This window comes from Williamsia sp., assembly GCF_036566845.1.
In the GTDB taxonomy this organism is placed as follows: domain Bacteria; phylum Actinomycetota; class Actinomycetes; order Mycobacteriales; family Mycobacteriaceae; genus Williamsia.
Genome location: NZ_DATCVM010000030.1, coordinates 1 through 24,047, shown reverse-complemented (window position 1 = coordinate 24,047; position 24,047 = coordinate 1). Strand labels below are relative to the sequence as shown.

Annotated in this window: 27 protein-coding genes; 16 read left to right on the top strand and 11 right to left on the bottom strand. The window is 64.3% G+C overall.

Annotated elements, in window-relative coordinates; genetic code table 11:
- The first annotated feature begins 7 nt into the window (after nucleotides 1–7).
- Complete coding sequence (locus tag VIQ49_RS02115) at nucleotides 8–1,132, top strand: TDT family transporter (protein WP_331880299.1); 1,125 nt, start codon at nucleotides 8–10, stop codon at nucleotides 1,130–1,132.
- Here VIQ49_RS02115 and nadB read toward each other — a convergent pair.
- The 3 genes from nadB to VIQ49_RS02100 all read right to left on the bottom strand — a co-directional run bounded on the left by nadB (nucleotide 1,090) and on the right by VIQ49_RS02100 (nucleotide 3,554).
- Nucleotides 1,090–2,622, bottom strand: a complete 1,533-nt coding sequence (gene nadB, locus VIQ49_RS02110; RefSeq protein ID WP_331880297.1) for an L-aspartate oxidase — start codon at nucleotides 2,620–2,622, stop codon at nucleotides 1,090–1,092. The two genes, VIQ49_RS02115 and nadB, sit on opposite strands and share 43 nt — an antisense overlap.
- Before the next feature lie 37 nt (nucleotides 2,623–2,659).
- Complete coding sequence (locus VIQ49_RS02105; protein ID WP_331880295.1) at nucleotides 2,660–3,136, bottom strand: helix-turn-helix domain-containing protein; 477 nt, start codon at nucleotides 3,134–3,136, stop codon at nucleotides 2,660–2,662.
- A gap of 70 nt (nucleotides 3,137–3,206) precedes the next feature.
- The gene (locus tag VIQ49_RS02100; RefSeq protein WP_331880293.1) at nucleotides 3,207–3,554 is read right to left on the bottom strand and encodes a VOC family protein; all 348 of its coding nucleotides are present in this window, start codon (nucleotides 3,552–3,554) and stop codon (nucleotides 3,207–3,209) included.
- Between the two features lie 73 nt (nucleotides 3,555–3,627).
- Here VIQ49_RS02100 and VIQ49_RS02095 point away from each other — a divergent pair, with 73 nt between their 5' ends.
- The 5 genes from VIQ49_RS02095 to VIQ49_RS02075 all read left to right on the top strand — a co-directional run bounded on the left by VIQ49_RS02095 (nucleotide 3,628) and on the right by VIQ49_RS02075 (nucleotide 7,816).
- On the top strand, nucleotides 3,628–4,341 hold the full coding sequence (locus tag VIQ49_RS02095) for a hypothetical protein (RefSeq protein WP_331880291.1): 714 nt from the start codon (nucleotides 3,628–3,630) through the stop codon (nucleotides 4,339–4,341).
- A gap of 100 nt (nucleotides 4,342–4,441) precedes the next feature.
- Nucleotides 4,442–4,738: a metal-sensitive transcriptional regulator gene (locus tag VIQ49_RS02090; RefSeq protein WP_331880290.1), complete on the top strand. Its 297-nt coding sequence runs from the start codon at nucleotides 4,442–4,444 to the stop codon at nucleotides 4,736–4,738.
- A gap of 14 nt (nucleotides 4,739–4,752) precedes the next feature.
- Complete coding sequence (locus tag VIQ49_RS02085; RefSeq protein WP_331880289.1) at nucleotides 4,753–4,956, top strand: heavy-metal-associated domain-containing protein; 204 nt, start codon at nucleotides 4,753–4,755, stop codon at nucleotides 4,954–4,956.
- 6 nt (nucleotides 4,957–4,962) lie between these two features.
- A complete protein-coding gene (locus VIQ49_RS02080) occupies nucleotides 4,963–7,191 on the top strand; it encodes a heavy metal translocating P-type ATPase (RefSeq protein WP_331880287.1) in 2,229 nt (742 codons plus the stop codon).
- A gap of 97 nt (nucleotides 7,192–7,288) precedes the next feature.
- Nucleotides 7,289–7,816: a hypothetical protein gene (locus VIQ49_RS02075; RefSeq protein WP_331880285.1), complete on the top strand. Its 528-nt coding sequence runs from the start codon at nucleotides 7,289–7,291 to the stop codon at nucleotides 7,814–7,816.
- Nucleotides 7,817–7,893: 77 nt separating this feature from the next.
- Here VIQ49_RS02075 and aqpZ read toward each other — a convergent pair whose 3' ends face one another.
- On the bottom strand, nucleotides 7,894–8,676 hold the full coding sequence (gene aqpZ / locus VIQ49_RS02070) for an aquaporin Z (RefSeq protein ID WP_331880283.1): 783 nt from the start codon (nucleotides 8,674–8,676) through the stop codon (nucleotides 7,894–7,896).
- Between the two features lie 209 nt (nucleotides 8,677–8,885).
- Between aqpZ and VIQ49_RS02065 the strand changes: the two genes are divergently transcribed.
- Together VIQ49_RS02065 and VIQ49_RS02060 are read left to right on the top strand one after the other, a co-directional pair.
- The gene (locus VIQ49_RS02065; RefSeq protein ID WP_331880281.1) at nucleotides 8,886–9,854 is read left to right on the top strand and encodes a pirin family protein; all 969 of its coding nucleotides are present in this window, start codon (nucleotides 8,886–8,888) and stop codon (nucleotides 9,852–9,854) included.
- Between the two features lie 36 nt (nucleotides 9,855–9,890).
- Nucleotides 9,891–10,259 carry a GNAT family N-acetyltransferase gene (locus VIQ49_RS02060; RefSeq protein WP_331880279.1) on the top strand — a complete coding sequence of 123 codons (369 nt, stop codon included), beginning with the start codon at nucleotides 9,891–9,893 and terminating at the stop codon, nucleotides 10,257–10,259.
- A gap of 11 nt (nucleotides 10,260–10,270) precedes the next feature.
- Here VIQ49_RS02060 and VIQ49_RS02055 read toward each other — a convergent pair whose 3' ends face one another.
- Nucleotides 10,271–10,597, bottom strand: a complete 327-nt coding sequence (locus VIQ49_RS02055; RefSeq protein WP_331880277.1) for an AzlD domain-containing protein — start codon at nucleotides 10,595–10,597, stop codon at nucleotides 10,271–10,273.
- The gene (locus VIQ49_RS02050; protein ID WP_331880275.1) at nucleotides 10,594–11,286 is read right to left on the bottom strand and encodes an AzlC family ABC transporter permease; all 693 of its coding nucleotides are present in this window, start codon (nucleotides 11,284–11,286) and stop codon (nucleotides 10,594–10,596) included. Before VIQ49_RS02050 ends, VIQ49_RS02055 begins: the two co-directional genes overlap by 4 nt.
- Nucleotides 11,287–11,420: 134 nt before the next feature.
- Between VIQ49_RS02050 and VIQ49_RS02045 the strand changes: the two genes are divergently transcribed.
- Together VIQ49_RS02045 and VIQ49_RS02040 are read left to right on the top strand one after the other, a co-directional pair.
- Nucleotides 11,421–11,972: an XRE family transcriptional regulator gene (locus tag VIQ49_RS02045; RefSeq protein ID WP_331880273.1), complete on the top strand. Its 552-nt coding sequence runs from the start codon at nucleotides 11,421–11,423 to the stop codon at nucleotides 11,970–11,972.
- Between the two features lie 118 nt (nucleotides 11,973–12,090).
- Nucleotides 12,091–13,542, top strand: a complete 1,452-nt coding sequence (locus VIQ49_RS02040; RefSeq protein WP_331880271.1) for an FAD-binding protein — start codon at nucleotides 12,091–12,093, stop codon at nucleotides 13,540–13,542.
- Nucleotides 13,543–13,609: 67 nt separating this feature from the next.
- Here VIQ49_RS02040 and VIQ49_RS02035 read toward each other — a convergent pair whose 3' ends face one another.
- Nucleotides 13,610–14,206 carry a GtrA family protein gene (locus VIQ49_RS02035; protein ID WP_331880269.1) on the bottom strand — a complete coding sequence of 199 codons (597 nt, stop codon included), beginning with the start codon at nucleotides 14,204–14,206 and terminating at the stop codon, nucleotides 13,610–13,612.
- 89 nt (nucleotides 14,207–14,295) lie between these two features.
- Nucleotides 14,296–14,967, bottom strand: a complete 672-nt coding sequence (locus VIQ49_RS02030) for a fasciclin domain-containing protein (RefSeq protein ID WP_331880267.1) — start codon at nucleotides 14,965–14,967, stop codon at nucleotides 14,296–14,298.
- Nucleotides 14,968–15,188: 221 nt separating this feature from the next.
- Between VIQ49_RS02030 and VIQ49_RS02025 the strand changes: the two genes are divergently transcribed.
- From VIQ49_RS02025 to VIQ49_RS02000, 6 genes are all read left to right on the top strand, one after another.
- Nucleotides 15,189–16,733, top strand: a complete 1,545-nt coding sequence (locus VIQ49_RS02025) for a molybdopterin-dependent oxidoreductase (RefSeq protein WP_331880265.1) — start codon at nucleotides 15,189–15,191, stop codon at nucleotides 16,731–16,733.
- An 8-nt stretch (nucleotides 16,734–16,741) separates the two neighbouring features.
- Complete coding sequence (gene sigK, locus VIQ49_RS02020) at nucleotides 16,742–17,341, top strand: ECF RNA polymerase sigma factor SigK (RefSeq protein ID WP_331880264.1); 600 nt, start codon at nucleotides 16,742–16,744, stop codon at nucleotides 17,339–17,341.
- A complete protein-coding gene (locus tag VIQ49_RS02015; protein WP_331880263.1) occupies nucleotides 17,334–18,119 on the top strand; it encodes an anti-sigma factor in 786 nt (261 codons plus the stop codon). Before sigK ends, VIQ49_RS02015 begins: the two co-directional genes overlap by 8 nt.
- Nucleotides 18,120–18,374: 255 nt before the next feature.
- Nucleotides 18,375–19,487 carry a Re/Si-specific NAD(P)(+) transhydrogenase subunit alpha gene (locus VIQ49_RS02010; protein WP_331880261.1) on the top strand — a complete coding sequence of 371 codons (1,113 nt, stop codon included), beginning with the start codon at nucleotides 18,375–18,377 and terminating at the stop codon, nucleotides 19,485–19,487.
- Between the two features lies 1 nt (nucleotide 19,488).
- Complete coding sequence (locus VIQ49_RS02005) at nucleotides 19,489–19,827, top strand: NAD(P) transhydrogenase subunit alpha (protein WP_331880413.1); 339 nt, start codon at nucleotides 19,489–19,491, stop codon at nucleotides 19,825–19,827.
- Entirely contained in the window at nucleotides 19,824–21,266 is a 1,443-nt protein-coding gene (locus VIQ49_RS02000) for an NAD(P)(+) transhydrogenase (Re/Si-specific) subunit beta (RefSeq protein WP_414731555.1), read from the top strand. Before VIQ49_RS02005 ends, VIQ49_RS02000 begins: the two co-directional genes overlap by 4 nt.
- Nucleotides 21,267–21,354: 88 nt before the next feature.
- Here the strand turns inward: VIQ49_RS02000 and VIQ49_RS01995 are convergent, their stop codons facing one another.
- The 3 genes from VIQ49_RS01995 to VIQ49_RS01985 all read right to left on the bottom strand — a co-directional run.
- Nucleotides 21,355–21,843 (bottom strand): hypothetical protein, encoded by a 489-nt coding sequence (locus VIQ49_RS01995; RefSeq protein ID WP_331880259.1) that lies wholly within the window; start codon nucleotides 21,841–21,843, stop codon nucleotides 21,355–21,357.
- A 71-nt stretch (nucleotides 21,844–21,914) separates the two neighbouring features.
- On the bottom strand, nucleotides 21,915–22,769 hold the full coding sequence (gene istB, locus VIQ49_RS01990; protein WP_331880257.1) for an IS21-like element helper ATPase IstB: 855 nt from the start codon (nucleotides 22,767–22,769) through the stop codon (nucleotides 21,915–21,917).
- The coding region (locus tag VIQ49_RS01985; protein WP_331880255.1) for a Mu transposase domain-containing protein at nucleotides 22,766–24,047 on the bottom strand (1,282 nt) is incomplete at its 5' end. The genes istB and VIQ49_RS01985, both read right to left, overlap by 4 nt.

Here is a 24,047-nt window from a genome sequence, read left to right as displayed (position 1 = left end):
TTGATCCATGACACCGAACTGGTTTGCCGCAATCATGGGTACAGGCATCGTCGCGACCTCCGGGGTCGCGTTACACTCCAGCGCACCGGGACTCGATACGCTGACCACGGTCTTCTGGTTGACGGCGGCGACCGGCCTGGTGGTCGCGTCGATCCTGTTCTTCCGGGGAGGTCCGGCCCGGCATGCCGCAGACCCGGTGATGGCCCACTTCTATGGGGCCCCGGCCATGGCGCTGCTGACCGTGGGTGCCGGCACCATCGAACTCGCACCACAGTTCATCGGCCAGGGCGCCGCGGTGTGGATCGGTGGACTGCTGTGGCTGTGCGGCACCGCCGTCGGTGTTTTCACGGCGATCTGGATTCCGTTCCGGATGATCACCGGGGCCCAGAGCGCGCAGTCCGGGGCGATGCCCAGCTGGCTGATGCCGGTGGTGCCGCCGATGGTGTCTGCGGCCACCGGTTCGCTTCTGATCCAGCATGTTTCAGCGGGTCAGCTCCGGATGGGTCTGATCACCATCTGCTACGGGCTGTTCGGGCTGAGCTTGCTCGTCGGACTGCTGACCATCAGCATGGTCTACTCCCGGCTCATCCACCGCGGACTGCCGTCCTCGCAGGTTGCTCCGACGGTGTGGATAATGCTCGGCATGATCGGCCAGTCGGTCACCGCTGCAGTACTTCTGGGCAACCAGGCATCGCTGGTCTTCGTCGGTGAGCAGGAATCGATCGCCGCGGGCCTGCGACTCCTCGGGGTCGGCTACGGGCTGGTGATGGGTGGATTCGCGGTCTTCGTCTTCATCCTCGCCACCTCCATCACGGTGCACAATGTGCGGCAGGGGATGAGCTTCACCCCGGCCTGGTGGAGCTTCACCTTCCCCGTCGGAACCTGCGTCACCGGCGCTGCCGCTCTCGGCCTCGCCACCGGTTCGGTTCTGCTCCAGGGTATTTCGGTTGTCCTGTATGCACTCCTGCTGTGCGCCTGGTGCACCGTTGCTTACCGCAGTGTGCGGATGGTGGTCGTCGATCGGTTCACCGAGGCCGCGGTGGCAACGGTGGCCCTGACCGCCCCGACTGCTCCGTCCCGGAAAGTCGTTCAGCGGGTCCCGGTCGGTGCTGCCGGGTTGTCCGTCCGGTGATGACACCCACGGGATTCCTTGCGTGCCAACGCCGCTGCGACCACCAGTTGCGCGGTCAGGGTGAGCGCGGAGTCTTCGTGGTCGGCGAGGCCGCTCGGTCGTCGGGACGGTACTGATTCGAGCCGGTCGGCCAGAGCTGTCAGGCCGGTCTGGTCCCGGCTCAGGGCGGCGTGGCCGGACATCTGGTCCTGGAGTTCTTGCCGCGGGGCGATCCGGACCTCGACCGCCGCTCCGGCCTCGGGTGCCGCGGGTTTGATGCCAGAGCGCCCGGCGGCGGCCTGTGCCACCCGCGTCCCCATCACCAGGCCTTCGAGCAAACTGTTGGACGCCAGGCGATTTGCGCCGTGTAGTCCGGTTCGGGCCACTTCGCCGGCCGCGTACAGACCGGGCACCGTGGTGGCACCTGCGGTGTCGGTGACCACGCCGCCACACAGGTAGTGGGCGCCGGGAACCACCGGGATCAGATCGACCGCGGGGTCGATGCCGATCTCCGCGACGCCGGCGGTGACGGTCGGGAACCGGCGGGCGACGTCGGCGATGTGCCGGGCATCGAGATAGACGTGTTCGGCCCCGGTCCGGGCCATCGCTGCGCTCACCGCATTGGCCACCACATCGCGAGGTGCCAGGTCTCCGAGTGGATGGATACCGGCGGTCACCGAATGGCCTTCGAGATCAACGAGTACGGCGCCTTCGCCGCGCAAGGCCTCGCTGATCAGTGTGCGACGGCCCCGGACACCGGGCCGGTACAGCATCGTCGGGTGGAACTGGATGAACTCCATGTCCGCGACCGCCGCACCCACCGCGTGGGCCAGCGCGATCCCGTCGCCGGTGGCACCGACGGGATTGGTGGTGGCGCGGTACATGTGCCCGGCGCCGCCGGTGGCGAGGACCACGGTGGGTGAGTGCACCTCGGAGCGGGCCCCGTTCCCGGAAGCGACGGCAAGGCCGACAACTGTCCCGTCGCTGCTGCGCAGAATCTGTTGGGCGTAGGTGTTGTCGAGGACGCTGATGTTCGGATGCGACAACGCCTTCTGCGCCAGTGCACGCTGCACCTGGGCGCCAGTGGCGTCACCACCGGCGTGGATGATCCGACGAACGCTGTGTCCGCCTTCGCGGGTGCGCAGATAGTGGCCGTCGGCGCCGGTGTCGAACAGGGCACCCCAGCGGACGAGTGCGGAGATTGCCTCGAAACCGTCGCTGACGATGGACTCGGTTGCGACCGGATCGGTGAGTCCGGCCCCGGCGACCACGGTGTCGCGGGTGTGGAGCGCCACCGAATCCTCGGTGTTGTGGGGTTCGACCACGGCGATGCCGCCCTGGGCGAAGTAGGTGGCGGTGCCGGGCTCCCGGTCACCCGGATGCCAGCCGCGACCCTTGTTGATGACCAGGACATCAAGGCCGGATTCGGCCGCGGTGACCGCTCCGGTGAGGCCCGCGACCCCGGCACCGACCACGACGAGATCGGTACGCAGCGCAGCGTCGGATGCCATGGCTGGAGATTCTATCGGGCGGTCGGTGTGCGGCAGATCAGGGCTTGACCAGCGATATCCGCAGTTGGTCGAGGGGCACCTCGTTGCCGTCGGGCGTGGTCAACCCGGCTTTCACCGGTTCTCCGGTGACGTCGGAGAACAGGTCCAGTGGGTGGCCCTCTGGTTGCAGGTACTTGTCACCCCACTGCATGAGCCCGAAGACGACGGGCATGAGGTCGACGCCCATCTCGGTGAGGTGGTATTCGTGTCGGGTGCGCTGGCCCGGCTCCTGGTAGGGGACCTTTTTCAGTAGTCCGGCGTCGACCAGGCCTTTGAGCCGGGCAGAGGCCACCGCGTCGCTGACCCCCACCCGGCGGGCGAATCCGTCGAATCGGGTGGTGCCGTACATCGACTCACGCAGGATCAGCATCGCAGTCTTGGTCCCGACCACGTCGAGGGCACGCGTGATCGAACACCTGTTGCCTGGGATCCAACGATCGAGATCTGCCAGTTTGTCATCGAGAACGGCCACCATGACCGCCAATATACGCGCACCTGACTAGGGTGGTCCGGAGTCAGGGGAATCTACCGCCTGATCCGGTGTCTCACTCCCGGACCAGGCAGAACGGATGGCCGACGGGATCGAGGTACACCCGGAAGCCCTCGAACTGCTGCCCCTCGACCTTGGTTGCGCCCGCTTCCAGAACCTGGGGTTCGGCTGCATCGAAGTCGTCGACCCGGATGTCGAGGTGGGCCTGCTGGCTTCCGTTCGGGTCGGGGAAGGTGGGCGGCACGTAGGTGGTCGACCGCTGAAACGTCAGCTTGGCCCTCCCCAGGCCGCAGTCCAGTTCGACCCAATCCGAATCGCTGGTGTCCAGGTCTCCGCCGAGCATCCGCTGATAAAACTGGGCAAGTGCCAGCGGATCCGGACCGTCAAGTGCAATTGCATTCACGAAACCGATCATCAGTACTCCCAACTCGTGTGTCGAACTCGCCACCGTCGGTACTTGAGGCCAAGATGTACGTGTGGCGGGAGAATTCGATGTGTGTTGGTCAACGGTAATTGCTGCCGCCGACACGCATGCCGCCTTCGGTGAGGCCCCGGACAACGGGTGGGTTCAGCGATGCCGACTGGGTTCGGGACATTCCGGGATCCACGCCAGCGATGCCGGGGTGGGCCCCCTCGGCGGCCTCCGGCCGTGGTTGCAGTGGACGGATGACGACGGCGTCAGCGACGACGCCCACCGGTTGACCGAACTCGAATCCTGCCCGGCCGCCGACGGCCGGGACCTGGCCTGTGTCTTCTTCGCCGGCCACGGCGGACCGCACCGGTACGCCTCGACGGCCCCGAGTCCCCGATTCGGCTCGCACTACCGTCCCGACACAACGGTGAGTCGCAACGGTGCGAGCCGGGCCGGGTCGATCGCCACCGCGGAAAGCCTGACCGTGGCGGCCGGAGACCAGGCGGGCGGCGCCGAAACGTACCGTCCGCAGCATCGGCCGCCCGCGCCCGAGCCGGAGCTGGTCGATGCCCCACCGGCCACCGGCCGCCGTTCGCGGCACTCAGGCGAATCCGTCGGTGAGTCGGCAAACGAATCGGCAAGCGAACCGGCCGGCGACGTGGCGCAGTGGGTCGCCGCGCACACCGGGCGGGTGCGTCCGGTGGACGAGGTGTTGCTCGACCTCGTCAATCTGCTATCGGAGTTGGCCGCGGCCATCAAGCAGCAGCGCGAGGCCTGACCCCTCAACCCCGATCCAGCGTTCTCCCTGGTACCCGATTGTGGCCTGAAATACGGTAGGGGGGTATGGTAGCTTCTGAGGAAGACGACAGGGAGCAACCATGACCGACGAGCATCAGCACGGGTACATCCACCGCAAAGACGACTACCTCAAGCGCCTGAAGCGGATCGAAGGTCAGGCGCGTGGGCTCCAGCGGATGGTCGAAGAAGAGAAGTACTGCATCGACATCCTCACCCAGGTGTCCGCGATGACCAAGGCCTTGCAGGCGGTCAGTCTCGGTCTGCTGGAGGAGCACATGTCGCATTGCGTCATCGACGCCGCTCGCGAAGGTGACGAGCAAGGTCAGGCGAAAATCCGGGAGGCCACCGAGGCAATCGCCCGGTTGGTCCGTTCTTAGAAGGGAAATGCGAGATGAGTGTTGAAACCTACCGGGTGATCGGAATGACCTGCGGCCATTGCGTCGCATCGGTCACCGAGGAGGTCGGCGAGATCCCGGGTGTTGACCGGGTGGAGGTCGAACTCAGCTCTGGTGAGATGAATGTTCATGTGGCGCAACCTGTTGCGCGTGAAGCTCTCGAAGCGGCGGTCATCGAGGCCGGCTACCGGTTGGGCTGAGGCGCAATGACCACGGCATCACTCACCACCCATGTCGACCTCGAGATCGACGGCATGACATGTGCCTCGTGCGCGAATCGCATCGAGCGCAAACTCAACAAACTCGAGGGCGTGGCGGCCACCGTCAATTACGCCACCGAAAAGGCGAGTGTCAGTTACTCGGAACCGGTGGACACCACCGACCTCATCGCCGCAGTCGAGTCCGCGGGGTATCACGCCCGGGTGCCCGAGCCCTCCGGCGAGGGCAACGCCCCCGGCGGCGAGTCAGACCCTGAGCTCCACACCCTTCGGCACAAAACGCTGGTCAGCGCGGCGCTGTCGATTCCGGTGATCGCTATGGCGATGATCCCGCAGCTCCAGTTCGACAACTGGATGTGGCTGTCACTGACGTTGGCCGCGCCGGTTGTCGTCTGGGGTGGCTGGCAATTCCACCGGGCCGCTGCGATCAACGCGCGCCACGGCGCCGCCACGATGGACACCCTGGTCTCCGTAGGGACGTTGGCGGCCCTGGGATGGTCGGTCTACGCGCTGTTCTTCGGGGCGGCCGGTGATCCCGCGATGGCGGCCATGGACATGGACATGAGCTCGGTTGATGGCACCGCCAACATCTATCTCGAGGCCGCGGCCGGAGTCACCACCTTCATCCTCGCGGGACGATACTTCGAGATGCGTTCGAAGCGGCGGGCCGGCAGCGCACTGCGCAGTCTGCTCGAACTCGGAGCCAAAAGTGTCACCGTTGTTGTCGGCGGACGCGAAAAGCTGGTCCCGATAGAGCAACTCGGCGTCGGCGACCTGTTCGTCGTGCGTCCAGGTGAACGCATCGCCACTGACGGCGAGGTCGAAAGTGGTTCCTCCGCAATCGATGCCTCGATGCTCACCGGTGAGTCGGTGCCGGTCGAGGTCGAACCCGGCGATCCGGTGGTGGGCGGTACCGTCAACGCCGGTGGGCGGATCGTGGTGCGGGCCAAGCGGATCGGAAGTGATACCCAGCTCGCCCAGATGGCGCTGCTGGTTGAGCAGGCGCAGACCGGAAAGGCGCAGGTTCAGCGTCTGGCCGATCGGATCTCGGGTGTATTCGTCCCGATCGTGATCGCCCTCTCGCTCGGCACACTCGCGGTGTGGCTCGGCTTGGGCTACGACGCCACCGACGCGTTCACCGCCGCCGTCGCGGTCCTGATCATCGCCTGCCCGTGTGCCTTGGGCCTGGCCACCCCGACAGCCCTGATGGTCGGCACCGGTCGCGGTGCTTCGATGGGCATCCTGATCAAGGGGCCACAGATCCTTGAATCGACCAGGCGGGTCGACACGATCGTGCTGGACAAGACCGGCACCGTCACCACCGGCCAGATGACGCTGACCGATGTGGTTGTGGCCGACGGCGAAGCCGCCGAGCAGGTGATTCTCCGGGCCGGGTCGGTGGAGGATGCGTCCGAGCATCCGATCGCGAAGGCGGTGGCCCTCGGTGCCCGGGAACAGGTCGGCGATCTGGCGCCGGTGACGGGCTTCGCGAACACTGCCGGCCTCGGTGTCAGCGGTGTCGTCGACGGTGTTCCGGTAACGCTCGGACGGGCACAATGGCTGATCGATCGGGGTCTGGGCCTTCCCGCCGAGTTGGTGCCTGCCATCGACGCCGCGGCGCAATCCGGGTACACCGCGATCGCGGCCGGATGGGACGGCAGTATCCGCGGCGTCCTGGTGGTCTCGGATGTGCTGAAACCGACGTCGGCACAGGCGGTTGCCGATCTCATCGACCTCGGCCTGACCCCGGTGCTGCTCACCGGCGACCACGAGGCGGTGGCGAAGACCGTTGCCGCACAAGTGGGAATCGAGACCGTGATCGCCGGCGTGTTGCCGGAGGCGAAAGTGCAGGCCATTCAGGATCTGCAGGCCCGCGGCAAGGTCGTCGCGATGGTCGGCGACGGTGTCAATGATGCTGCAGCGCTTGCTCAATCCGACCTCGGGCTCGCGATGGGCACCGGTACCGACGCCGCGATCGAGGCGAGCGACATCACCCTGGTTCGCGGTGATCTGAGAGCTGCGGCAGATGCGATCAGGTTGTCCCGGGCGACGCTGCGCACGATCAAGGGCAATCTGTTCTGGGCGTTCGGCTACAACGTGGCGGCGATCCCGCTTGCGGCAGTGGGACTGCTCAGTCCGATGATCGCGGGCGCCGCGATGGCACTGTCGTCGGTGTTCGTGGTGGGCAACAGTCTGCGGTTGCGCCGATTCCGGTAGTGGCGACCACGCGGGGTGAAGTAGAGATCCTATCCATGGGTTTGAAGTTGGTGAATACTGAGCCCCGTCGCTTGTCACCGCTGGGATGGAGTGCGTCATGAACTGGATCAGGAACACGCTCACCACGATGGTGGTCGCGGCCGCCGCGGCCGGCGCGCTGGTGATCGGCGCGCCTGCCGCGCAGGCCGCGCCCTGCGGACCCGACATGGACCGGGCCGGCACTGCGAGCGCATTCAAATTCGGTTGTACTCAAGGGCAATTCGACAGTCTGTTCCGCAACGCGGTGGCCGGCCCGATACCCCGGAATGTCGTGATGAACGGCGGTGTACGTCCGATCGGAGATGTAGACCCCGGTGCCACCGACGCCGTGGCAGCGTTGTGGCAGGGCAAACATTTCTACAACGGATGGTTGAACAACAGGGTTCTCGGTGGTGAGACCGTCTCGGCCAACGTCTTTTACGGGTTGTCTGCCCGTGACGGGAAACCTGTTGTGCGGATTGACTATGCGCGGGCCGGTGTTCCGTTCGCGCACGACGAACTCCGTCAGCTCCCGAATGGGGTCTACCTCGGGTACGGCTACCTCAACAACAGTGCGTTCGTCGACTTCTGGGTCTATCCGGCCTGATCCACCCGGCACCACACGCACCGGCCCGGCCGACATCGACGTCGACCGGGCCTCGTGCGTTGGGTGGCTTACGGTTCCTACGTGGGAACCGGGGGATTGGGAACCTGATCGAGCTGCGGTTCGTCCGCGCCTTTGCCGAACACGAGGGGATACAGGATGCCCGCGATGATCGCGCCCACGATGGGCGCCAGCCAGAACAGCCACAACTGTGCTGGTGCGCCGTTGCCGTTGAAAAAGGCGACGGCTGTTGATCTGGCCGGGTTCACCGAGGTGTTTGTGATCGGGATGCTGATCAGGTGGATGAGGGTCAGTGTGAAACCGATCGCGATGCCGGCAATACCCGCCGGCGCCCGCTTGTCGGTGGCGCCCAGGATGACGGTGACAAAGATTGCGGTCAACACGACCTCGGTGATCAGAGCGGCCCACAATGCGTAACCGGCGGGGGAATGATCCCCGAATCCATTGGCAGCCATATTTCCTTCGGCTTCGAACCCGTCTCGGCCGTTGGCTATCGCCAGAATGATCGCGCCGGCGATGAGGCCGCCGATCACCTGGACGACGACGTACGCGGGGACGTCTTTCCATTCGAAGCGTTTGGCCAGGGCAGCGCCGATGGTCACCGCGGGATTGAAATGGCCTCCTGAGATGTGGCCGAGGGCGTAGACACCGGTCAGGACGGTGAGCCCGAATGCGAGTGAGACACCCAGGAAACCGACACCCTGCTGGAACATGGTCCCGGTGTCGCTGTCCTGCGCGATGGACTTCGCTGCGAAGACCGCGGTGCCACAACCGCCAAGAACCAGCCAGAAGGTACCAAGCCCTTCGGCAGCGAGTTTCTGAAATGTGTTCGGAGTGGCCATAGGTCGTACCTCCAGATGTGATCGGTGAATTCGAGTGCAGTCTGAACGGCGCAACAGTCGTCGCGTCGACAATGGGCGACTGATGAAATGATCGTTACTATCGGAGAGTATTACCACCGTGACATGAATTTTGGTTTGCTGATTGCAAATTGATATGTCACGGATTGAGAAAGGTTGCACAACATGGTGAAAGTCGGAAGTAGCGGGCAATGAGCAATCTCGTCGACGGGCCGGAGATCGAGTGCCCATCCTCGCCGTCATCCGACCCTCATGTGCAGATCCTCACCTCGCGTGAAGTCCCACTGGGTGGTCCACGCGCATTGCTGGTTCACCGGACGCTTCCGCAACGGGCGCGGTCGCTGATCGGGGCATGGTGTTTCGCCGACCACTACGGGCCCGCTGACGTGCGGGAAACGGGTGGCATGAACGTTCCGCCCCACCCGCACACCGGCCTTCAGACCGTGAGCTGGCTGTTCGCCGGAGAGATCGAGCATCGCGACAGCTTCGGCGTCCACGCGATGGTGCGTCCTGGTGAGGTGAATCTGATGACCGCGGGATACGGGATCTGTCACTCGGAGGTGTCGACCCCGCAGACCACCGAACTGCACGGTGTCCAGTTGTGGGTGGCACTGCCCGCCGACGCCCGGGATACCGAACGCGGCTTCGATCACCATGTGCCAGAACCGGTGTACTTCGACGTCGGGCGCATCAACGTGTTCATCGGAACACTGATGGGCAGCACGTCACCGGTCAGGACGTTCAGTCCGCTGCTCGGCGCGCAGATCGATCTCGACATGGGCGCGACGCTGACGATTCCGGTCGACCCCGCCTTCGAGCACGGGATCCTGGTTGATCAGGGCGTCGTCTGCGTCGACGGCGCGGAGGTCGCACGCACCGAGATGGCATACGCCGGGACCGGCCACAGCCAGTTGACGCTGCAGAGTTCAGACGATCAACCGTCGCGCGTGATACTTCTCGGCGGCACTCCCTTCGGTGAGGATCTGGTTATGTGGTGGAACTTCGTCGGCCGCAGCCACGAGGACATCGTGGCGTATCGGGAGCAGTGGGAACAGCAGTCGGACCGGTTCGGTGAAGTCGCCGGTTATGAGGGTCCGGTGACCCGGCTGCCGGCCCCCGCCCTGCCCAACTCCAAGATCAAACCGCGTACCCAGAAGTGATCGGAATATCCGGGATGAGAGCGAAGTTCAGCTGACATGACCAACAACAGCGAGACCATCACAGACAAGACCGGAGCGCCCGTCACGATCGCCGACGATCCGGACCATCGCCGGTATACGGTCTCCGTCGACGGCGTCCGGGCGGGTCTCGCGGCCTACGCCGATCGGACCGACGATCACGGTGTCGCGCAACGGGTTTTCTACCACACCGAGGTCGATGAGGCCTTCGGTGGACGTGGGCTGGCCACCATCCTGGTCAATGAGGCGCTCGATGATGCTCGTGCCCGCGGAAAGAAGATCGTCGGAGTGTGCCCGTTGGTGGCGGCATTTCTGAAGAAGCATCCGGAGTACTCGGATGCCACGAATCCGGTGACCAAGCAGATCCTGGACTGGCTGAGGCGTTGAGGTCGGCGGCGTCAGGGCATCCCGACCAGGCGCAGTAGCGCTGTCGATCCGGCGGCGGCCACCACCACTGCCACGAACGGGACCCGGCGCCAGGCCAGCACTCCTCCGACACCTACGCCGATAATCCTTGCCGGACTGGAGATCTCGCGGTCCTCGATGAACGTTGCGGTCGCAACAAGGGCGGTGAGCAGCACCACGGTGCCGATTGCGGTGAGTTGTTCGAATCGCTCTGGGATGGTCCATCGTCCGGCGAGCAGAGGTCCGGCGAAGCGAAAAGCGAACGTACCCAACGCCAGTGCAGCGATTCCGACGAGGAGGGCCGGGGTGTCGGCGGTCATCGGGCCACAGCCTTCTTGCGTTGGCGGATGGGGACTGTGAGGGCAACGGCGGAGAGCGCCAGCAGGATCGGGATCCCGGCGGGGGCGAACAGTGACGCGACCACTGCGATCACGGCGCCCACGCACGCCGCCTTGCGGGTGACGTGGTCCAGGAGGCTGGGCAGGATCAACGCCAGCAGGACGGCCGGGAAGGCGGCGTCGAGACCGAACGCATTCGTGTCGCTGATCATGCTGCCGCCGATCGCACCCACCAGCGCGCCGACGTTCCACGAGACGAACAGCCCCGCGCCACAGGCCCAATACACTGCGCGCCGCCGGTCGGGATCTCGCTGCGCGATGGTGAACGCGACGGATTCGTCGATCATCAGGTGGGAGCCCAGCAGGCGCGAGGCAACAGATTTGCCGAGCACGTCGCCCAGTGAGAAGCCGAACAGGATGTGACGGGCGTTGGTCAGAAGTCCGGCGGCCACACCGGCGAAAATGCTCCCACCTGCCGCGATGATCGCGACAAACGCGAATTGCGAGGCGCCGGCGAAAACGACAACAGACATGAGCAGCGGGACCCAGATCGCGAAGCCGCTGCCCACTGTGATGGCACCGAACGACAACCCCACCAGCGCGATCGCTGCACAGACGAGTGCCACATCGCGGGCCAGGCCGCCGTCGAGTGTTCGCCAGATCGAACGCATGGACATTATGATGAACCCATCGACATGTGTTCGTCAACCCGAACGCACGGTAGTGTGAACCGAACGAGGCGCGTCGAGGACTCACCTGGGAACAGGCGGCTCGCCCACAATCAACAGCTCGAGGGGGATGTGAGATGACGGGTGCACCGTTGCAGGCCATCGCGACCGCACTCCAGCGTGAACGCAAGCGGACGGGGCTCTCGCTTGCCGAGGTCGCGCGTCGGGCGGGGGTTGCGAAGTCGACGCTGTCGCAACTGGAGGCCGGCAACGGGAATCCCAGCGTGGAGACCCTGTGGGCGCTGAGTACCGCCCTTGAGGTGCCGTTCGCACTGTTGGTGCAGCCGCCGGCACCGAGGGTGCAGGTCATCCGCTCCGGTGAGGGGCCGGCGCTGTTCTCCGAACGCTCGGACTATGTGGCAACGCTGTTGTCGGCATGTCCCACCTATGCCCGTCGCGACCTGTACCTGATCACCGCCCAACCAGGCGAACCCCGGAACTCCGACCCGCATATGTCGGGTGTTGTCGAGCATGTGGTGCTGGTGTCGGGGCGGGCGTTGGTCGGCTTGATCGAGGATCCGGTCGAACTGGGGCCAGGTGACTACATCAACTATCCCGGCGACCTCCGGCACACCTTCTCGGCGCTGGAGCCGAACACCGTCGCGGCCCTCCTCTCCGAACATGTCTGAGGCCTGACGTCAGCCGCACGATTGACCTAAAGTAGAACGAGTTCTAGTTTGGGTCGAAAGGGTTGAACCGCGGGGTGCTCACCCCGCGTCTCCCACGGATAGAGTGAGGATTGCGCTGATGAAGGCTGAATTGCCCGACGTGGTGGCCGCATCGACAGTGGACGAGTGGACCGACGAAGTCGACGTGGTCGTTGTCGGATGCGGGGTCTCCGGCGGCAGCGCTGCGGTGGAGGCAGCCACAGCGGGGGCACGGGTGCTGGTCCTCGAGCGTGCGGCGGTCGCCGGCGGAACGTCGTCGATGGCCGGCGGGCACTTCTACCTCGGGGGCGGGACCGCGGTGCAGAAGGCCACCGGGCACGAGGATTCCGCCGAGGAGATGGAGAAGTACCTCCTGGCGATCTCGAAGGAACCGGAACCGGAGAAGATCCACGCCTACTGCCAGGGCAGCGTCGAGCACTTCGAGTGGCTCGAAGCGCTCGGCTTCGAGTTCGAGCGCACCTACTACCCGGAAAAGGCCGTGATCCAGCCCGGTACGCAGGGGCTGATGTTCACCGGCAACGAGAAGGTCTGGCCGTTCTGCGAGCAGGCGATTCCGGCACCGCGTGGCCACAAGGTCCCGGTCAAGGGTGACACCGGTGGCGCGGGCATGGTCGTCGATCTGCTGGTGAAGCGGCTCGCCGACCTCGGCACCGAGGTCCGCTACGAGACCGGTGCCCGCAATCTTGTTGTCGACGAGCACGGTGAGATCGTCGGGGTGCGGTGGAAGAGGTTGCAGGACACCGGCTTCATCAAGGCCAAGGCGGTGATCATCGCCGCCGGCGGGTTCGTGATGAACGAGACGATGGTCGCCGAGTTCGTCCCCGAGATGGCGGAAAAGCCGTACACACTGGGCAGCACCTACGACGACGGACTGGGCATCCGTCTCGGGGCGTCGGTCGGGGGCGGCCTCAAACACATGGATGAGCCGTTTGTGACCGCACCGATCTACCCACCGTCGATCCTGATCACCGGGCTCGCGGTGAACAAGGAGGGACGCCGGTTCGTCAGCGAGGATTCCTACCACTCCAGGACTTCGGCGTTTGTGCTCGAGCAACCGGACGCCGTTGCCTACCTCATCGTCGACGAATCGCACATGGAGATGCCTGACATCCCGCTGGTGCCGTTCATCGACGGCTGGGAGACGATCGGGGAGATGGAGTCGGCGCTGGGCATCCCGGAAGGAAACCTGCAGGCGTCGATGGACAGGTACAACGAGTACGCGGCGAGAGGCGAGGATCCCGATTTCGGCAAGCGGCCCAATTGGCTGGCGCCGCAGGACAAGGGACCGTGGGCGGCGTTCGACATGTCCCTGGGCAAGGCGATCTACGCAGGTTTCACCATGGGTGGCCTGGCGACCTCGGTGGACGGTGAGGTACTCACGGAGTCCGGTACCGCGATTCCCGGCCTTTACGCCGCCGGCGCCGGGGCGGCGAACCTGGCGCAGGACGGCAAGGGCTACGCCAGCGGAACGCAGCTGGGCGAGGGCTCGTTCTTCGGTCGTCGGGCAGGACGGCACGCCGCAGCGCGCTAGACGCTCCACTTGTACGAAAACGCTCCACGTACTTGTGGAGCGTCTTCGTATATCCGGAGCGTGTGGATCAGCTGGTGGCCGTGAGCTGCTTGCGCAACGCCCGGGCGAACACGTGGCGGAAAGTAAAGAAACGGACGCAGGTGGCGATCAGATTCACGATCATCAGGATGACCAGCTCGAGCTGGCTCGATGGATGCTCCGAGATCTGATGCAACAGGAAGAGCGAGAACGCGGTCAGCGCCCACCCGAAGGCGAAGACGGCAATGCCCTGGACGTGGTGGACGACCAGCTGGCGGGAGCCCCGCAACCGGAAGGTGAAGGCCCGGTTGGCGGCGGTGTTGAGGATCGCCGCGACCAGCATGGAGATGAAATTGGCGGCCTGTGCGCCGACCAAACCGTGCAGTGTGAGGTACATCAGCGCATAGGCGGTGGTGCAGGCGATCCCGACCGCAGAAAAGCGCAGGACCTGCATTGGCAGGGGCCTGCGCACGAACTCGATGAGAGTTCCCCGCTGGGGAGGATCTGATTCCGCCGCAGCAGTTTCGATCTGATCTCCAGGGATCGGGCCTACCGTCACAACGAACACGATATGGGAGGACATCGGAATTCGTGCTATCGGCGGGCCAAGTTGTCGAGCGAAGTATTGAATCTTGATGTAAAGCAAGGCCCGGGCCGGAGCGGCCGGTCGGGGGTGAAGCCGCCCCGGCCCGAGTTCTTGATCTACCCCTCAGGTGGCTGATGCAAGGTCGCAGGTCATGCGGCCGGCGGCATCATCACCGTGTCGATGAGGTAGACGGTTGCGTTGGCTGTCTTCACACCGCCACAGACCACGGTGGCGTCCTGCACCTTGAGGGTGTCGACCGGTCCGGTCACGGTGACCGTTCCACCTTCAACGGTCGCGTGGTCGCCGATGACCTCGTCAGGTGTCAGCTGGCCGGGCACCACGTGGTAGGTCAGGATCTTCGTGAGCGTCGCGCTGTCGGTCTTGAGCGATTCGATGGTCGCCGGGTCGATCTTGGCAAAGGCGTCATCGGTGGGCGCGAAAACGGTGAACTCTCCACCGTTGAGGGTGTCCACCAGGTTGACGTCCGGGTTCAGTCCACCGGAGACCGCTGCGGTCAGGGTGGTGAGCATCGGATTGTTGCTCGCGGCGGTGGCAACCGGATCGGCAGCCATGCCGTCAACCGAACCTGCGCCGGTCGGGTTCGCCTCGGCGTATGCCGCGCAACCCGGTCCGACCAAGGTGGCCGGCTCCGCCGAAGTGCCTGATTCTGTTGTCATTTCGGACGAGGTCATCGGTGCGGAGGTGGCTGCGGTGGTGTCCGATGAGGAATCGGAATCGTCGGAACAACCCGCCACGAGCCCGATTGCCAAGCCAACGCTCGCCACAGTCACTGCCAGTCGCTGAATTCGTTTGAGTGCCATGTTCGCTGTCCTTATCCCTAACGTCGGTCAAATATGTGTGGCGCCGATGATGCTCGGTGGCACCGATCATTTGTCGGTCACGGCAGGTTCGGAGCTGCTGGGCGGGTGGATGGGTATCGGTGCAGAAAACTTCTGATCGGGACCTCGGGCCATCCGAAGTGGGGAGGATTCCGAATCACACCCGACACAAGCATATTGAAAACTCCTGAGAGGCTGAGGAATTGCGTTTAGCAGCAGTGGCGCGACACGGCCTCGCCGGCCTGGTGGCGGCAGGTGCCGGGCTCGCCGTCGGGGAGTTCACGGCGGCGTTTGTCTCCCCGTATGCCTCACCCTTCTACGCGGTGGGATCGTTCCTCGTCGATCGTGCACCTGCCCCGATGCGTGAGTTCGCCATCGAGACCTTCGGCACCAACGACAAGCCGGTGTTGTTGTGGGGCATAGCGATTGCCGTTGCGATTCTCTCGGTGGTGGCCGGGATCGTCGAACGGCAGACTGTCCCAATCGGTTCGGTGTTGATTGCCATGTTCGGTGTCTTCGGCATGTTTGCGGCCCTGCATCGACCCACCTCTGACAAGTGGTACGCGGCGCCCTCGCTGATCGCGCTGGTGGTCGGCGTCCTGGTGCTGCGTTATCTCCGCGGGTTTTTGTTCACCGGTTCGTCAAGTGCCGAGTCCGGCGATGTCGACCCGGCGCGGGAGGGATTGTCGCGTAGGCAATTTGCGATCTCCGCGGGCGTCATTGCAGTCGCCTCGGCTGCCGGGGCGTACCTCGGTCGGCAGATCTCGACGATGGGTGACGTCATCGCTGATCGCAAGCGGGTCAGGCTGCCGCGGCCGACCAGCGTCGCAGCGCAGATCCCGGCCGGTGTGGATGTGGAGGTCGATGGTGTGACCCCATTTGTCACCGCCAACAACGACTTCTATCGCATCGACACCGCCTTGCAGGTTCCGGCGTTGACCACCGGTGACTGGCAGCTGCGCGTGCACGGGATGGTCGACAACGAGTTCACACTCACGTGGGACGACCTGATGGACATGCAGGCAACCGAACGGATCGTGACCTTGACGTGTGTCTCCAACGAGGTGGGAGGCGCCTTGGCCGGCACGGCCCGCTGGGTGGGCTATCCGATGAAGGCCATCTTGGAGCGGGCGGGGGTGCAGGACGATGCCGACATGTTGTTCTCCACCAGCGTGGACGGATGGACGTCGGGTACGCCCATCGACGCGGTGATGGACGGCCGTGACGCTTTGCTGGTGATCGGCATGAACGGTGAGCCGTTGCCACTCGAACACGGATTCCCGGTGCGCCAGGTGGTTCCCGGACTCTACGGGTTCGTCTCGGCCTGCAAGTGGGTCGTCGACTGGGAGATCACCCGGTTCGACAAGGCAGAGGCGTACTGGACCAAGCGCAACTGGGGTGTGAAGGCGCCGATCAAGACGGCATCCCGGATCGATCGCCCGGCCGGACTGTCCCGGCATCCGGTGGGCGATGTGGTGATCGCCGGTACGGCCTGGGCGCAGCATCGCGGCGTTGCGAAGGTCGAGGTCCGTGTCGACGACGGTCCGTGGAACACCGCGACACTGGCGACGGAGTACTCAGACGACACGTGGCGGCAGTGGTACTGGACGTGGCCGGCCACCGCCGGGCAGCACACGATCTACTGCCGCGCGACAGACAAGACCGGACAGGTTCAACCCGAGCAGCGGGTTGCGCCGATACCTGACGGCGCTACCGGTTGGCACAACCGAGTGCTGCGGATCGAGTAGGCGTTCTGATGACTATCGCTAGTGTCATGGATGTGACCGACCGAATTCCCGAAACCCGATCGGACCTCTCAGATCTGCTGATCCGGACGGCCGGCCATGATCGAGCGGCTTTCGCCGACCTGTACGACGCGACGAGTGCCCGGGTGTTCGGGCTGGTCCGTCGAGTTCTACGAGATCATGGGTACGCCGAAGAAACGCTGCAAGAGGTGTATTTGCAGGTGTGGCAGAAGGCCGAGAGCTTCGATCCGTCTGCCGGATCCGCGTTGAGCTGGATGATGACCATCGCGCACCGGCGTGCGGTGGATCGGGTCCGCAGCGAAGAAGCGGCCAGCAAACGATCCACCGACTACTCGGTGTCGAACCTGGAAGTGCCGAGCGACAGTGTTGCCGATTCTGTGGTGTCCCGTGAGGAACGTGCCAGCGTCGTGTTCTGCCTGGACAGCCTGACTTCGACGCAACGTCAGAGTATCGAGCTGTCCTACTATGGGGGCCTCACATATCGGCAGGTAGCAGAGCGGCTCGATGCGGCTCTCCCAACGGTCAAATCTCGTATCCGCGATGGACTCCGTCGCCTGAAGCAGTGTCTGGAGGCGAATCCCCATGGCTGAGCACAGTTGGCTCGACGAGCACATCGAGCTGTATGCCCTGGGGGCGCTGGAAATCGACGAATTCGAGCGCGTCGAGCGGGAGATCGCCGCAGAGCCCGTCGCCGAGCGTCAGCGCTACCGCCGGGAGATCTCGCGAACCCACGACGCGCTGGCGTCGCTGTCCGCGGAGTACGCCACACCGCCACCGCCGCAGATCCGGCAACTCGTCCTCGCCGACTTGCCGCCGGCGGCGGAGTCGGCGCCGGACGTAGACCGGCCGCAGCACGGTCCCGACAGCGTGCTCCCGGCGAATGTGGTTGATCTCACAGCGCGCCGTCGTCGCCTGAGTATTGCCGTCGGAGCAGTCGCGGCGGCGCTGATCTTGATCATCGGCGGCGTGCTGGTGGGTCGGGTCACCGCGCCGGATGACACCGGTCCTGTCGCGCGGGACGGGGTGAGCCAGCAGATGAGTCAGGTGCTGGCGGCACCTGATATGCAGCTGCAACAGGCAGCAGTCGGCGACGACGCCAGTGTGACGGTCGTGGCTTCACGCGAGGAAGACCTGGCGGTCGTCATGGCAGATGGTCTTCCTGCGGTCCCAGCAGGTCAGACTTATCAGATGTGGCTGATCGGTGACGGCCACGACCCGGTATCCGTCGGACTGATGCAGGGTTCACCGGGCCGTCAGGCCATTGCGATCAACGATGTCGCCGGTTCGGACAAAGTCGGCGTCACGGTGGAGCCCGAAGGTGGATCACCCCAGCCGACTACCTCACCGGTGGTCGCTGTCGAATTCTGACAACGGTGCGAATCAGATGTGACTTCGGCCATCTGGGTTAGTGGCCGGTAACTGGCTGCTCGGGGGGTACACGGGACCCCGGATCCAGAAGCTGAACTGTGTTCATTTGCACAGCGCTCGGGCGGTTTTGGTCATGCTATGTTCCAACGCAGTGATGTGGCGCACGCGTGGCGTGTGCCACATCGGCCATTTGCGGGCAGGCGTCGGACGAGGTGTCTCCGATGGCCGCCCAAACCCCATGACGAGGGAGCTTTTATGAGTGTGGGTGTCGTGCGCGAAACGACAGAAGGGGAGCGCCGGGTCGCGCTGGTTCCGAAGGTTGCCGCCACCTTGGTGTCCAAGGGTGTGTCGGTGATCGTGGAGTCGGGTGCGGGTTTGGGTGCGTTGATTCCGGATGAGTTGTATGTGGCCGCGGGTGCGTCGATTGGTGATCCGTGGTCGGCGGATGTGGTGGTGAAAGTTGATGCGCCTTCTGATGCCGAGATCGGGAAGTTGTCGTCGGGTTCGTCGTTGATCGGGTTTTTGAATCCGCGTAATGCGACCAATCAGATCGGTGCTTTGAAGTCGGCGGGGGTGGCGGGGTTTGCGGTGGAGGCGATTCCGCGGATTTCGCGTGCGCAGTCGATGGATGCTCTGTCGTCGCAGGCCAATGTCGCCGGCTATAAGGCGGTGGTGTTGGCGGCGGAGCGCTCGACCCGTTTTTTCCCGATGCTGACCACGGCGGCCGGAACTGTGAAGCCGGCGACGGTGCTGGTGTTGGGTGTGGGTGTGGCGGGGTTGCAGGCGTTGGCGACCGCGAAGCGTCTGGGTGCACGCACCACCGGGTATGACGTGCGTCCGGAGGTGGCTGAGCAGGTCAAGTCTGTGGGTGGTCAGTGGCTGGATCTGGGTATCGATGCTGCCGGTGAGGGTGGTTATGCCCGGGAGTTGACCGAGACCGAACGCGCTGCGCAGCAGCAGGCGCTGGAGAATGCGATCAAGGGTTTTGATGTGGTGATCACCACGGCGTTGGTGCCCGGTCGGCCGGCGCCGCGGTTGGTCACTGCCGCTGCGGTGGAGGGTATGAAGCCAGGGTCGGTGGTGATCGATTTGGCGGGGGAGACCGGCGGCAACTGCGAGTTGACCGAGCCGGGGCAGGAGGTCATCAAGCATGATGTGTTGATTTGTTCGCCGCTGAATTTGCCGGCGGGGATGCCGGAGCATGCGTCGGAGTTGTATTCGAAGAATATTTTGGCGCTGATCGAGTTGATGCTCGACGAAGGTGGTGCGATCGTCCCTGATTTCTCCGATGAGATTTTGGCGGCGGCGTGTGTTACCCGCGAAGCTGTGACATCTGATTCGGCGCGAGCCGGGAAGGCTGGTGCCTGATATGTATTCGGGTTTGCTTGCGAATATCGCGATTTTGGTGTTGGCCGGGTTTGTTGGTTTTGCTGTCATTTCGAAGGTGCCCAATACGCTGCATACGCCGTTGATGTCGGGTACCAACGCCATTCACGGCATCGTGGTGTTGGGTGCGTTGTTGGTGTTGGGTCGGTTGCCTGATGATGCGCCGTGGGGTGTGCGGATCATCGCGTTTGTGGCGTTGATCTTCGGAACTTTGAATGTGGTGGGTGGTTTTTTGGTGACCGACCGCATGTTGGGCATGTTCAAGTCCAAGAAGGCTCCTGTTGCTGATAAGGCTGCCGTGTCTGAAGGGGCTCAGAAGTGAACAACCTTGTCTCCGTTCTTTATATTGTCGCGTTTTCGATGTTCATCCTCGGTTTGTCGGGGTTGACGGGACCGAAGACCGCGGTGCGGGGTAACTGGATCGCTGCGACCGGTATGGGTATCGCCGTGGTGGCGACGTTGATCGAGATCCGCGATACCTATGCCATCAACTGGATTCTGATCGTGGTCGGTTTGGCGATCGGTGTGATCTTGGGTGTGCCGCCGGCCAAGCGGACGAAGATGACGGCGATGCCGCAGTTGGTGGCGTTGTTCAACGGTGTCGGTGGTGGCACGGTCGCGTTGATCGCGTGGGCCGAGTTCATCGAGACTGCAGGGTTTTCGGAGTTCAAGCACGGGGAATCGCCGACCATTCACATCGTGATCGGGTCGCTGTTCGCGGCGATTGTCGGGTCGGTGTCGTTCTGGGGTTCGCTGGTTGCGTTCCTCAAGCTGCAGGAGTTGCTGAACAAGAACGTCGAGAAGACGTTTGTGAAGAATGCCAAGGTGTTCCAGGTCGCCAACATTGTTTTGCTGTTGATTGCGGTGGCGGCGTGTGTGGTCATCGGCATCAACGCGACCCCGGGTGAGGGCTCGAGCCAGTGGTGGATTGTGCTGGTGCTGGTTGCTGCCGGGATCATGGGCTTGTTTGTGGTGTTGCCGATCGGTGGTGCCGATATGCCGGTGGTCATCTCGTTGCTCAACGCGATGACCGGTTTGTCTGCGGCGGCAGCGGGTTTGGCATTGAACAACACGGCGATGATCGTGGCCGGCATGATCGTCGGCGCGTCGGGCAGCATCTTGACCAACCTGATGGCGACGGCGATGAACCGGTCGATTCCGGCGATCGTGTTCGGATCGTTCGGTGGGGGTGGGGCAGCTGGTGTTGCCGGTCCGGCCGGTGAACAGGGCACGGTCAAGGCCACCAGTGCCGCTGATGCCGCGATTCAGATGGCGTACGCCTCGCAGGTCATCGTGGTGCCGGGGTACGGGCTCGCGGTGGCGCAGGCCCAGCACGCGGTCAAGGACTTGGCGAGCATTCTGGAGGAGAAGGGTGTGGAGGTGAAGTACGCCATTCACCCGGTGGCCGGCCGGATGCCCGGACACATGAATGTGCTGTTGGCCGAGGCTGATGTCGAGTACGACGCGATGAAAGAGATGGATGACATCAACGGCGAGTTCTCGCGCACCGATGTCACCCTTGTCATCGGTGCCAACGACGTCACCAACCCCGCCGCCCGCAACGATCCCAGCAGCCCGATTCATGGGATGCCGATCTTGAATGTGGATCAGTCGCGGTCGGTGATCGTCCTCAAACGCGGTATGGCCTCGGGGTATGCCGGTATCGACAATCCGCTGTTCACTGCGCCGGGTACCTCGATGCTGTTCGGCGATGCGAAGAAGTCCGTCGGACTGGTCATCGAAGAACTCAAGGCTCTCTGAGCCACGCGCACACAAACCCACCTCGTTCGGTCACACCCACTTGTTGCAACGTGTGGGTTTGGCTGAACGAGGTGGGTTTGTTTGTGGGTCAATTCTTTTCGGAACCAGCCGGGCCGGCGCCGCATCGCTGATGGGTGAGGTACCAGGTCACCGCCGCATCGATGGCGGTGGTGGCCGGTGTCGCGTCGTCGATCACCACATAGGTGGTGGATCTGATGGACGTTGCGTTCATCGCGCACTCGTACGCCAGTCGTCGGCCCAGTTGGCGAGTTGCCCGGATCGCGGCTGATGACGACGGCGCCCCGGAACCGTCGCAGAGGATGAGAACACGAACGCCCGGTACCGTGGCGGCGGCGTCGACCACCATCTCGGTGATCCGGTCCGCGTTTGCCTGGTGCGCGGCGTGCTCACGCCATCCGCCGAGTCCGCGCCGGGTTGCCCGAGATTCGGTGGTGACGATGACAAAGGCCTCGCGCGACCCGGGTGCCCGAAGTTCGCGTGGATCGGCGGTGGTGGCGACACCGTGGACGGCCAGTGCCGAACGAAGGGCCCCGCACAGGTGGTCGGGATATCCCACCAGCAACACTGACGGGGCTCGAGAAAATTACCCAGTGGTGCTCATCGAAATTCCCCACTCGTGAGGCGGTTCTACTGTAGCGGTCGGCGGATGGATCCGGCGGCGTTGCGGTGGCTTTCTGATCGGGCGTGGTGGTCTCGCAGGCGGTAGGAATCGCCGTCGAGTTTGAGCACGACCGAGCGGTGCAGGAGTCGGTCGAGCATGGCTGCGGCGACGGGGGTGTCGCCGAGGACTTCGCCCCATTCGGAGACGCTGCGGTTGGTGGTGATCACGATCGATGTCTTCAAATATCGTTGTGCCACAACCTGAAACAACGCTGAGGCAGCCTCGGCAGGCAACGGCAGATACCCCAGCTCATCAATCACGAGGAGCGTGGGGCCGGCGTAGAAGCGCATGCAGGTGGCCCATCGTCCTTCGATCGCTGCTTTGTGGCAGCGGGCGGCCAGGTCAGCGGCGGTGGTCACGTAGGTCCGGTAGCCAGCATGGACCGCTGCCCGGGCCAGACCGACCGCCAAATGCGTCTTTCCGGTCCCTGGTGGGCCCATGAGCAGCACGTTGGTCGCTGATTCGAGATACCCGCACGTGCCGAGTTCGGCAATCAGTGTGCGATCGACTCCGGGCGCGGCGTCGTAGTCGAACCCATCGAGTGTTGCCGGGGTGGGCAGGCTCGCGAACCGCAGTCGGCCGGCCAGGCGACGGGCCTGATTTTCTTCGACTTCTACGGCCAGGAGTTGTTCGAGCATGCCGGTCATCGACCAGCCTTCGCCCTGGGCTCGCTCGAGCATCCCTGGCAGGGCCTCAGCTGCTGCGTTGAGCTTGAGCACGGCGAGGTGATGTCGGAGTTGCTGGTAGACCGAGATCTCGGCTTGTGTGGCCGGTTCCGGCGCAGAGGCGGTGGTCGTGGTGGTTGCTTTGGTGCGTGTCATCGTAGGGTGGTCCTGTTCTGTGCGGCGCGTTCGTAGGCGCTCATATCGATCAGCGTCGCGGACTCGGCAGTTGCGGCGATTGTGTGGGAGTTGTTGTTCAGCAAAAGATCTGCAGCAGCGAGTGCATTCTTGCCCGGTGGGATCCGCTGTTTGCGGCGATGCGGTGGGCCACCGGCATTCGCCGTGGCCATGGCTTCGGTGTTCAGGGCGTGGACGTGGCCGTGGTCGCGGACCATCACCCCAGAGCCCTCGGCGGCCAGGCGGTGGCGGGCGATGACGATCCCGCCAGCGGTGGCGATATCGATATGGGCGGCGCCGAGCAGATAAGTCACGCTCACCTCGCCCATCGCGAGCTCCGGCGGCACCGAATACTGGTTGCCCTTCCACGCCACCAGCGCCTGCCGGTTCACCTTCCGCGTCTCGGTCAGGGTCGCTGGATACGATGAACTGGGCAGTGGCGCAAGGGGTTCACGCGCGGCGACCGTTGCGACGGTCGACTTTCCATCGGCAGTGACCCGCATCCGGGTGTCGCCGCGGCGGATGCAGAACGTGTCCAGACCCTTCTGGGCTTGTTCGACGGTGACATCGTCAGCCAGGGTCCGCCACCACCGCTGGGCGGCGATCCGGTTGGCTGCCTCCACGACACCTTTGCGGTTTCCGCGCCGCGGTGGGCAGATCGTCACACTGACTCCGTAGTACTTGGCGACTCCTGCGAAAGATGCTGTCACCGAACCCGAATCGGGATGGCAGACTGTGGCCATCCGGTCGAACCGCCACACTTTTGTGAGGCCGCCGTGCCGGCGGGCTGTCCGGTCGAGGCCGGCGATCAACGTCGGCTGGGTCATATCGGCGGCCAAGAAGCCGCGCCAGCGCCCCGAATGGGCCAACGACCCAACTAGTAGGTGCGCGGTTTTACCCCAACCCCACGACACTGGTGGGTCGGGAAGATCCACCCAATCCCATTGCGTCTCTTCACCGGCGGGGTGTTCGATAATGGCGTTGGGGCGGCTGGTCGCGGTCTGGCACTGCGGGCAGACCGGCCGCAGGTTCCGGGCCCGGATCTGGCGGGTCAGCGTTTGATAGGACTGGGTGTAGCCGAGGTCTTCGAGTTCGTCGCACAACGTCCGCGCCCACAGATGTGGGTCGTCGATCAGTCGTGCGGTGATGTAGGCGACGAACACCTCGAACGCATCCACTGCGCTTCGCGCCCGCACACCGGGCGAGCGGGTTCCATTCAGATAGGCGCGGACCGTTTTGCGGTCTCGGCCGGTATGGCGG

What these genes read in the sequence shown, in the direction of transcription:
- VIQ49_RS02115 (WP_331880299.1), top strand. Translation starts at nt 8, where the DNA reads ATGACACCGAACTGGTTTGCCGCAATCATGGGTACAGGCATCGTCGCG.
- nadB (WP_331880297.1), bottom strand. Translation starts at nt 2,622, where the DNA reads ATGGCATCCGACGCTGCGCTGCGTACCGATCTCGTCGTGGTCGGTGCC.
- VIQ49_RS02105 (WP_331880295.1), bottom strand. Translation starts at nt 3,136, where the DNA reads ATGGTGGCCGTTCTCGATGACAAACTGGCAGATCTCGATCGTTGGATC.
- VIQ49_RS02090 (WP_331880290.1), top strand. Translation starts at nt 4,442, where the DNA reads ATGACCGACGAGCATCAGCACGGGTACATCCACCGCAAAGACGACTAC.
- VIQ49_RS02085 (WP_331880289.1), top strand. Translation starts at nt 4,753, where the DNA reads ATGAGTGTTGAAACCTACCGGGTGATCGGAATGACCTGCGGCCATTGC.
- VIQ49_RS02080 (WP_331880287.1), top strand. Translation starts at nt 4,963, where the DNA reads ATGACCACGGCATCACTCACCACCCATGTCGACCTCGAGATCGACGGC.
- VIQ49_RS02075 (WP_331880285.1), top strand. Translation starts at nt 7,289, where the DNA reads ATGAACTGGATCAGGAACACGCTCACCACGATGGTGGTCGCGGCCGCC.
- aqpZ (WP_331880283.1), bottom strand. Translation starts at nt 8,676, where the DNA reads ATGGCCACTCCGAACACATTTCAGAAACTCGCTGCCGAAGGGCTTGGT.
- VIQ49_RS02065 (WP_331880281.1), top strand. Translation starts at nt 8,886, where the DNA reads ATGAGCAATCTCGTCGACGGGCCGGAGATCGAGTGCCCATCCTCGCCG.
- VIQ49_RS02060 (WP_331880279.1), top strand. Translation starts at nt 9,891, where the DNA reads ATGACCAACAACAGCGAGACCATCACAGACAAGACCGGAGCGCCCGTC.
- VIQ49_RS02055 (WP_331880277.1), bottom strand. Translation starts at nt 10,597, where the DNA reads ATGACCGCCGACACCCCGGCCCTCCTCGTCGGAATCGCTGCACTGGCG.
- VIQ49_RS02050 (WP_331880275.1), bottom strand. Translation starts at nt 11,286, where the DNA reads ATGCGTTCGATCTGGCGAACACTCGACGGCGGCCTGGCCCGCGATGTG.
- VIQ49_RS02045 (WP_331880273.1), top strand. Translation starts at nt 11,421, where the DNA reads ATGACGGGTGCACCGTTGCAGGCCATCGCGACCGCACTCCAGCGTGAA.
- VIQ49_RS02040 (WP_331880271.1), top strand. Translation starts at nt 12,091, where the DNA reads ATGAAGGCTGAATTGCCCGACGTGGTGGCCGCATCGACAGTGGACGAG.
- VIQ49_RS02030 (WP_331880267.1), bottom strand. Translation starts at nt 14,967, where the DNA reads ATGGCACTCAAACGAATTCAGCGACTGGCAGTGACTGTGGCGAGCGTT.
- sigK (WP_331880264.1), top strand. Translation starts at nt 16,742, where the DNA reads ATGACTATCGCTAGTGTCATGGATGTGACCGACCGAATTCCCGAAACC.
- VIQ49_RS02015 (WP_331880263.1), top strand. Translation starts at nt 17,334, where the DNA reads ATGGCTGAGCACAGTTGGCTCGACGAGCACATCGAGCTGTATGCCCTG.
- VIQ49_RS02010 (WP_331880261.1), top strand. Translation starts at nt 18,375, where the DNA reads ATGAGTGTGGGTGTCGTGCGCGAAACGACAGAAGGGGAGCGCCGGGTC.
- VIQ49_RS02005 (WP_331880413.1), top strand. Translation starts at nt 19,489, where the DNA reads ATGTATTCGGGTTTGCTTGCGAATATCGCGATTTTGGTGTTGGCCGGG.
- istB (WP_331880257.1), bottom strand. Translation starts at nt 22,769, where the DNA reads ATGACACGCACCAAAGCAACCACCACGACCACCGCCTCTGCGCCGGAA.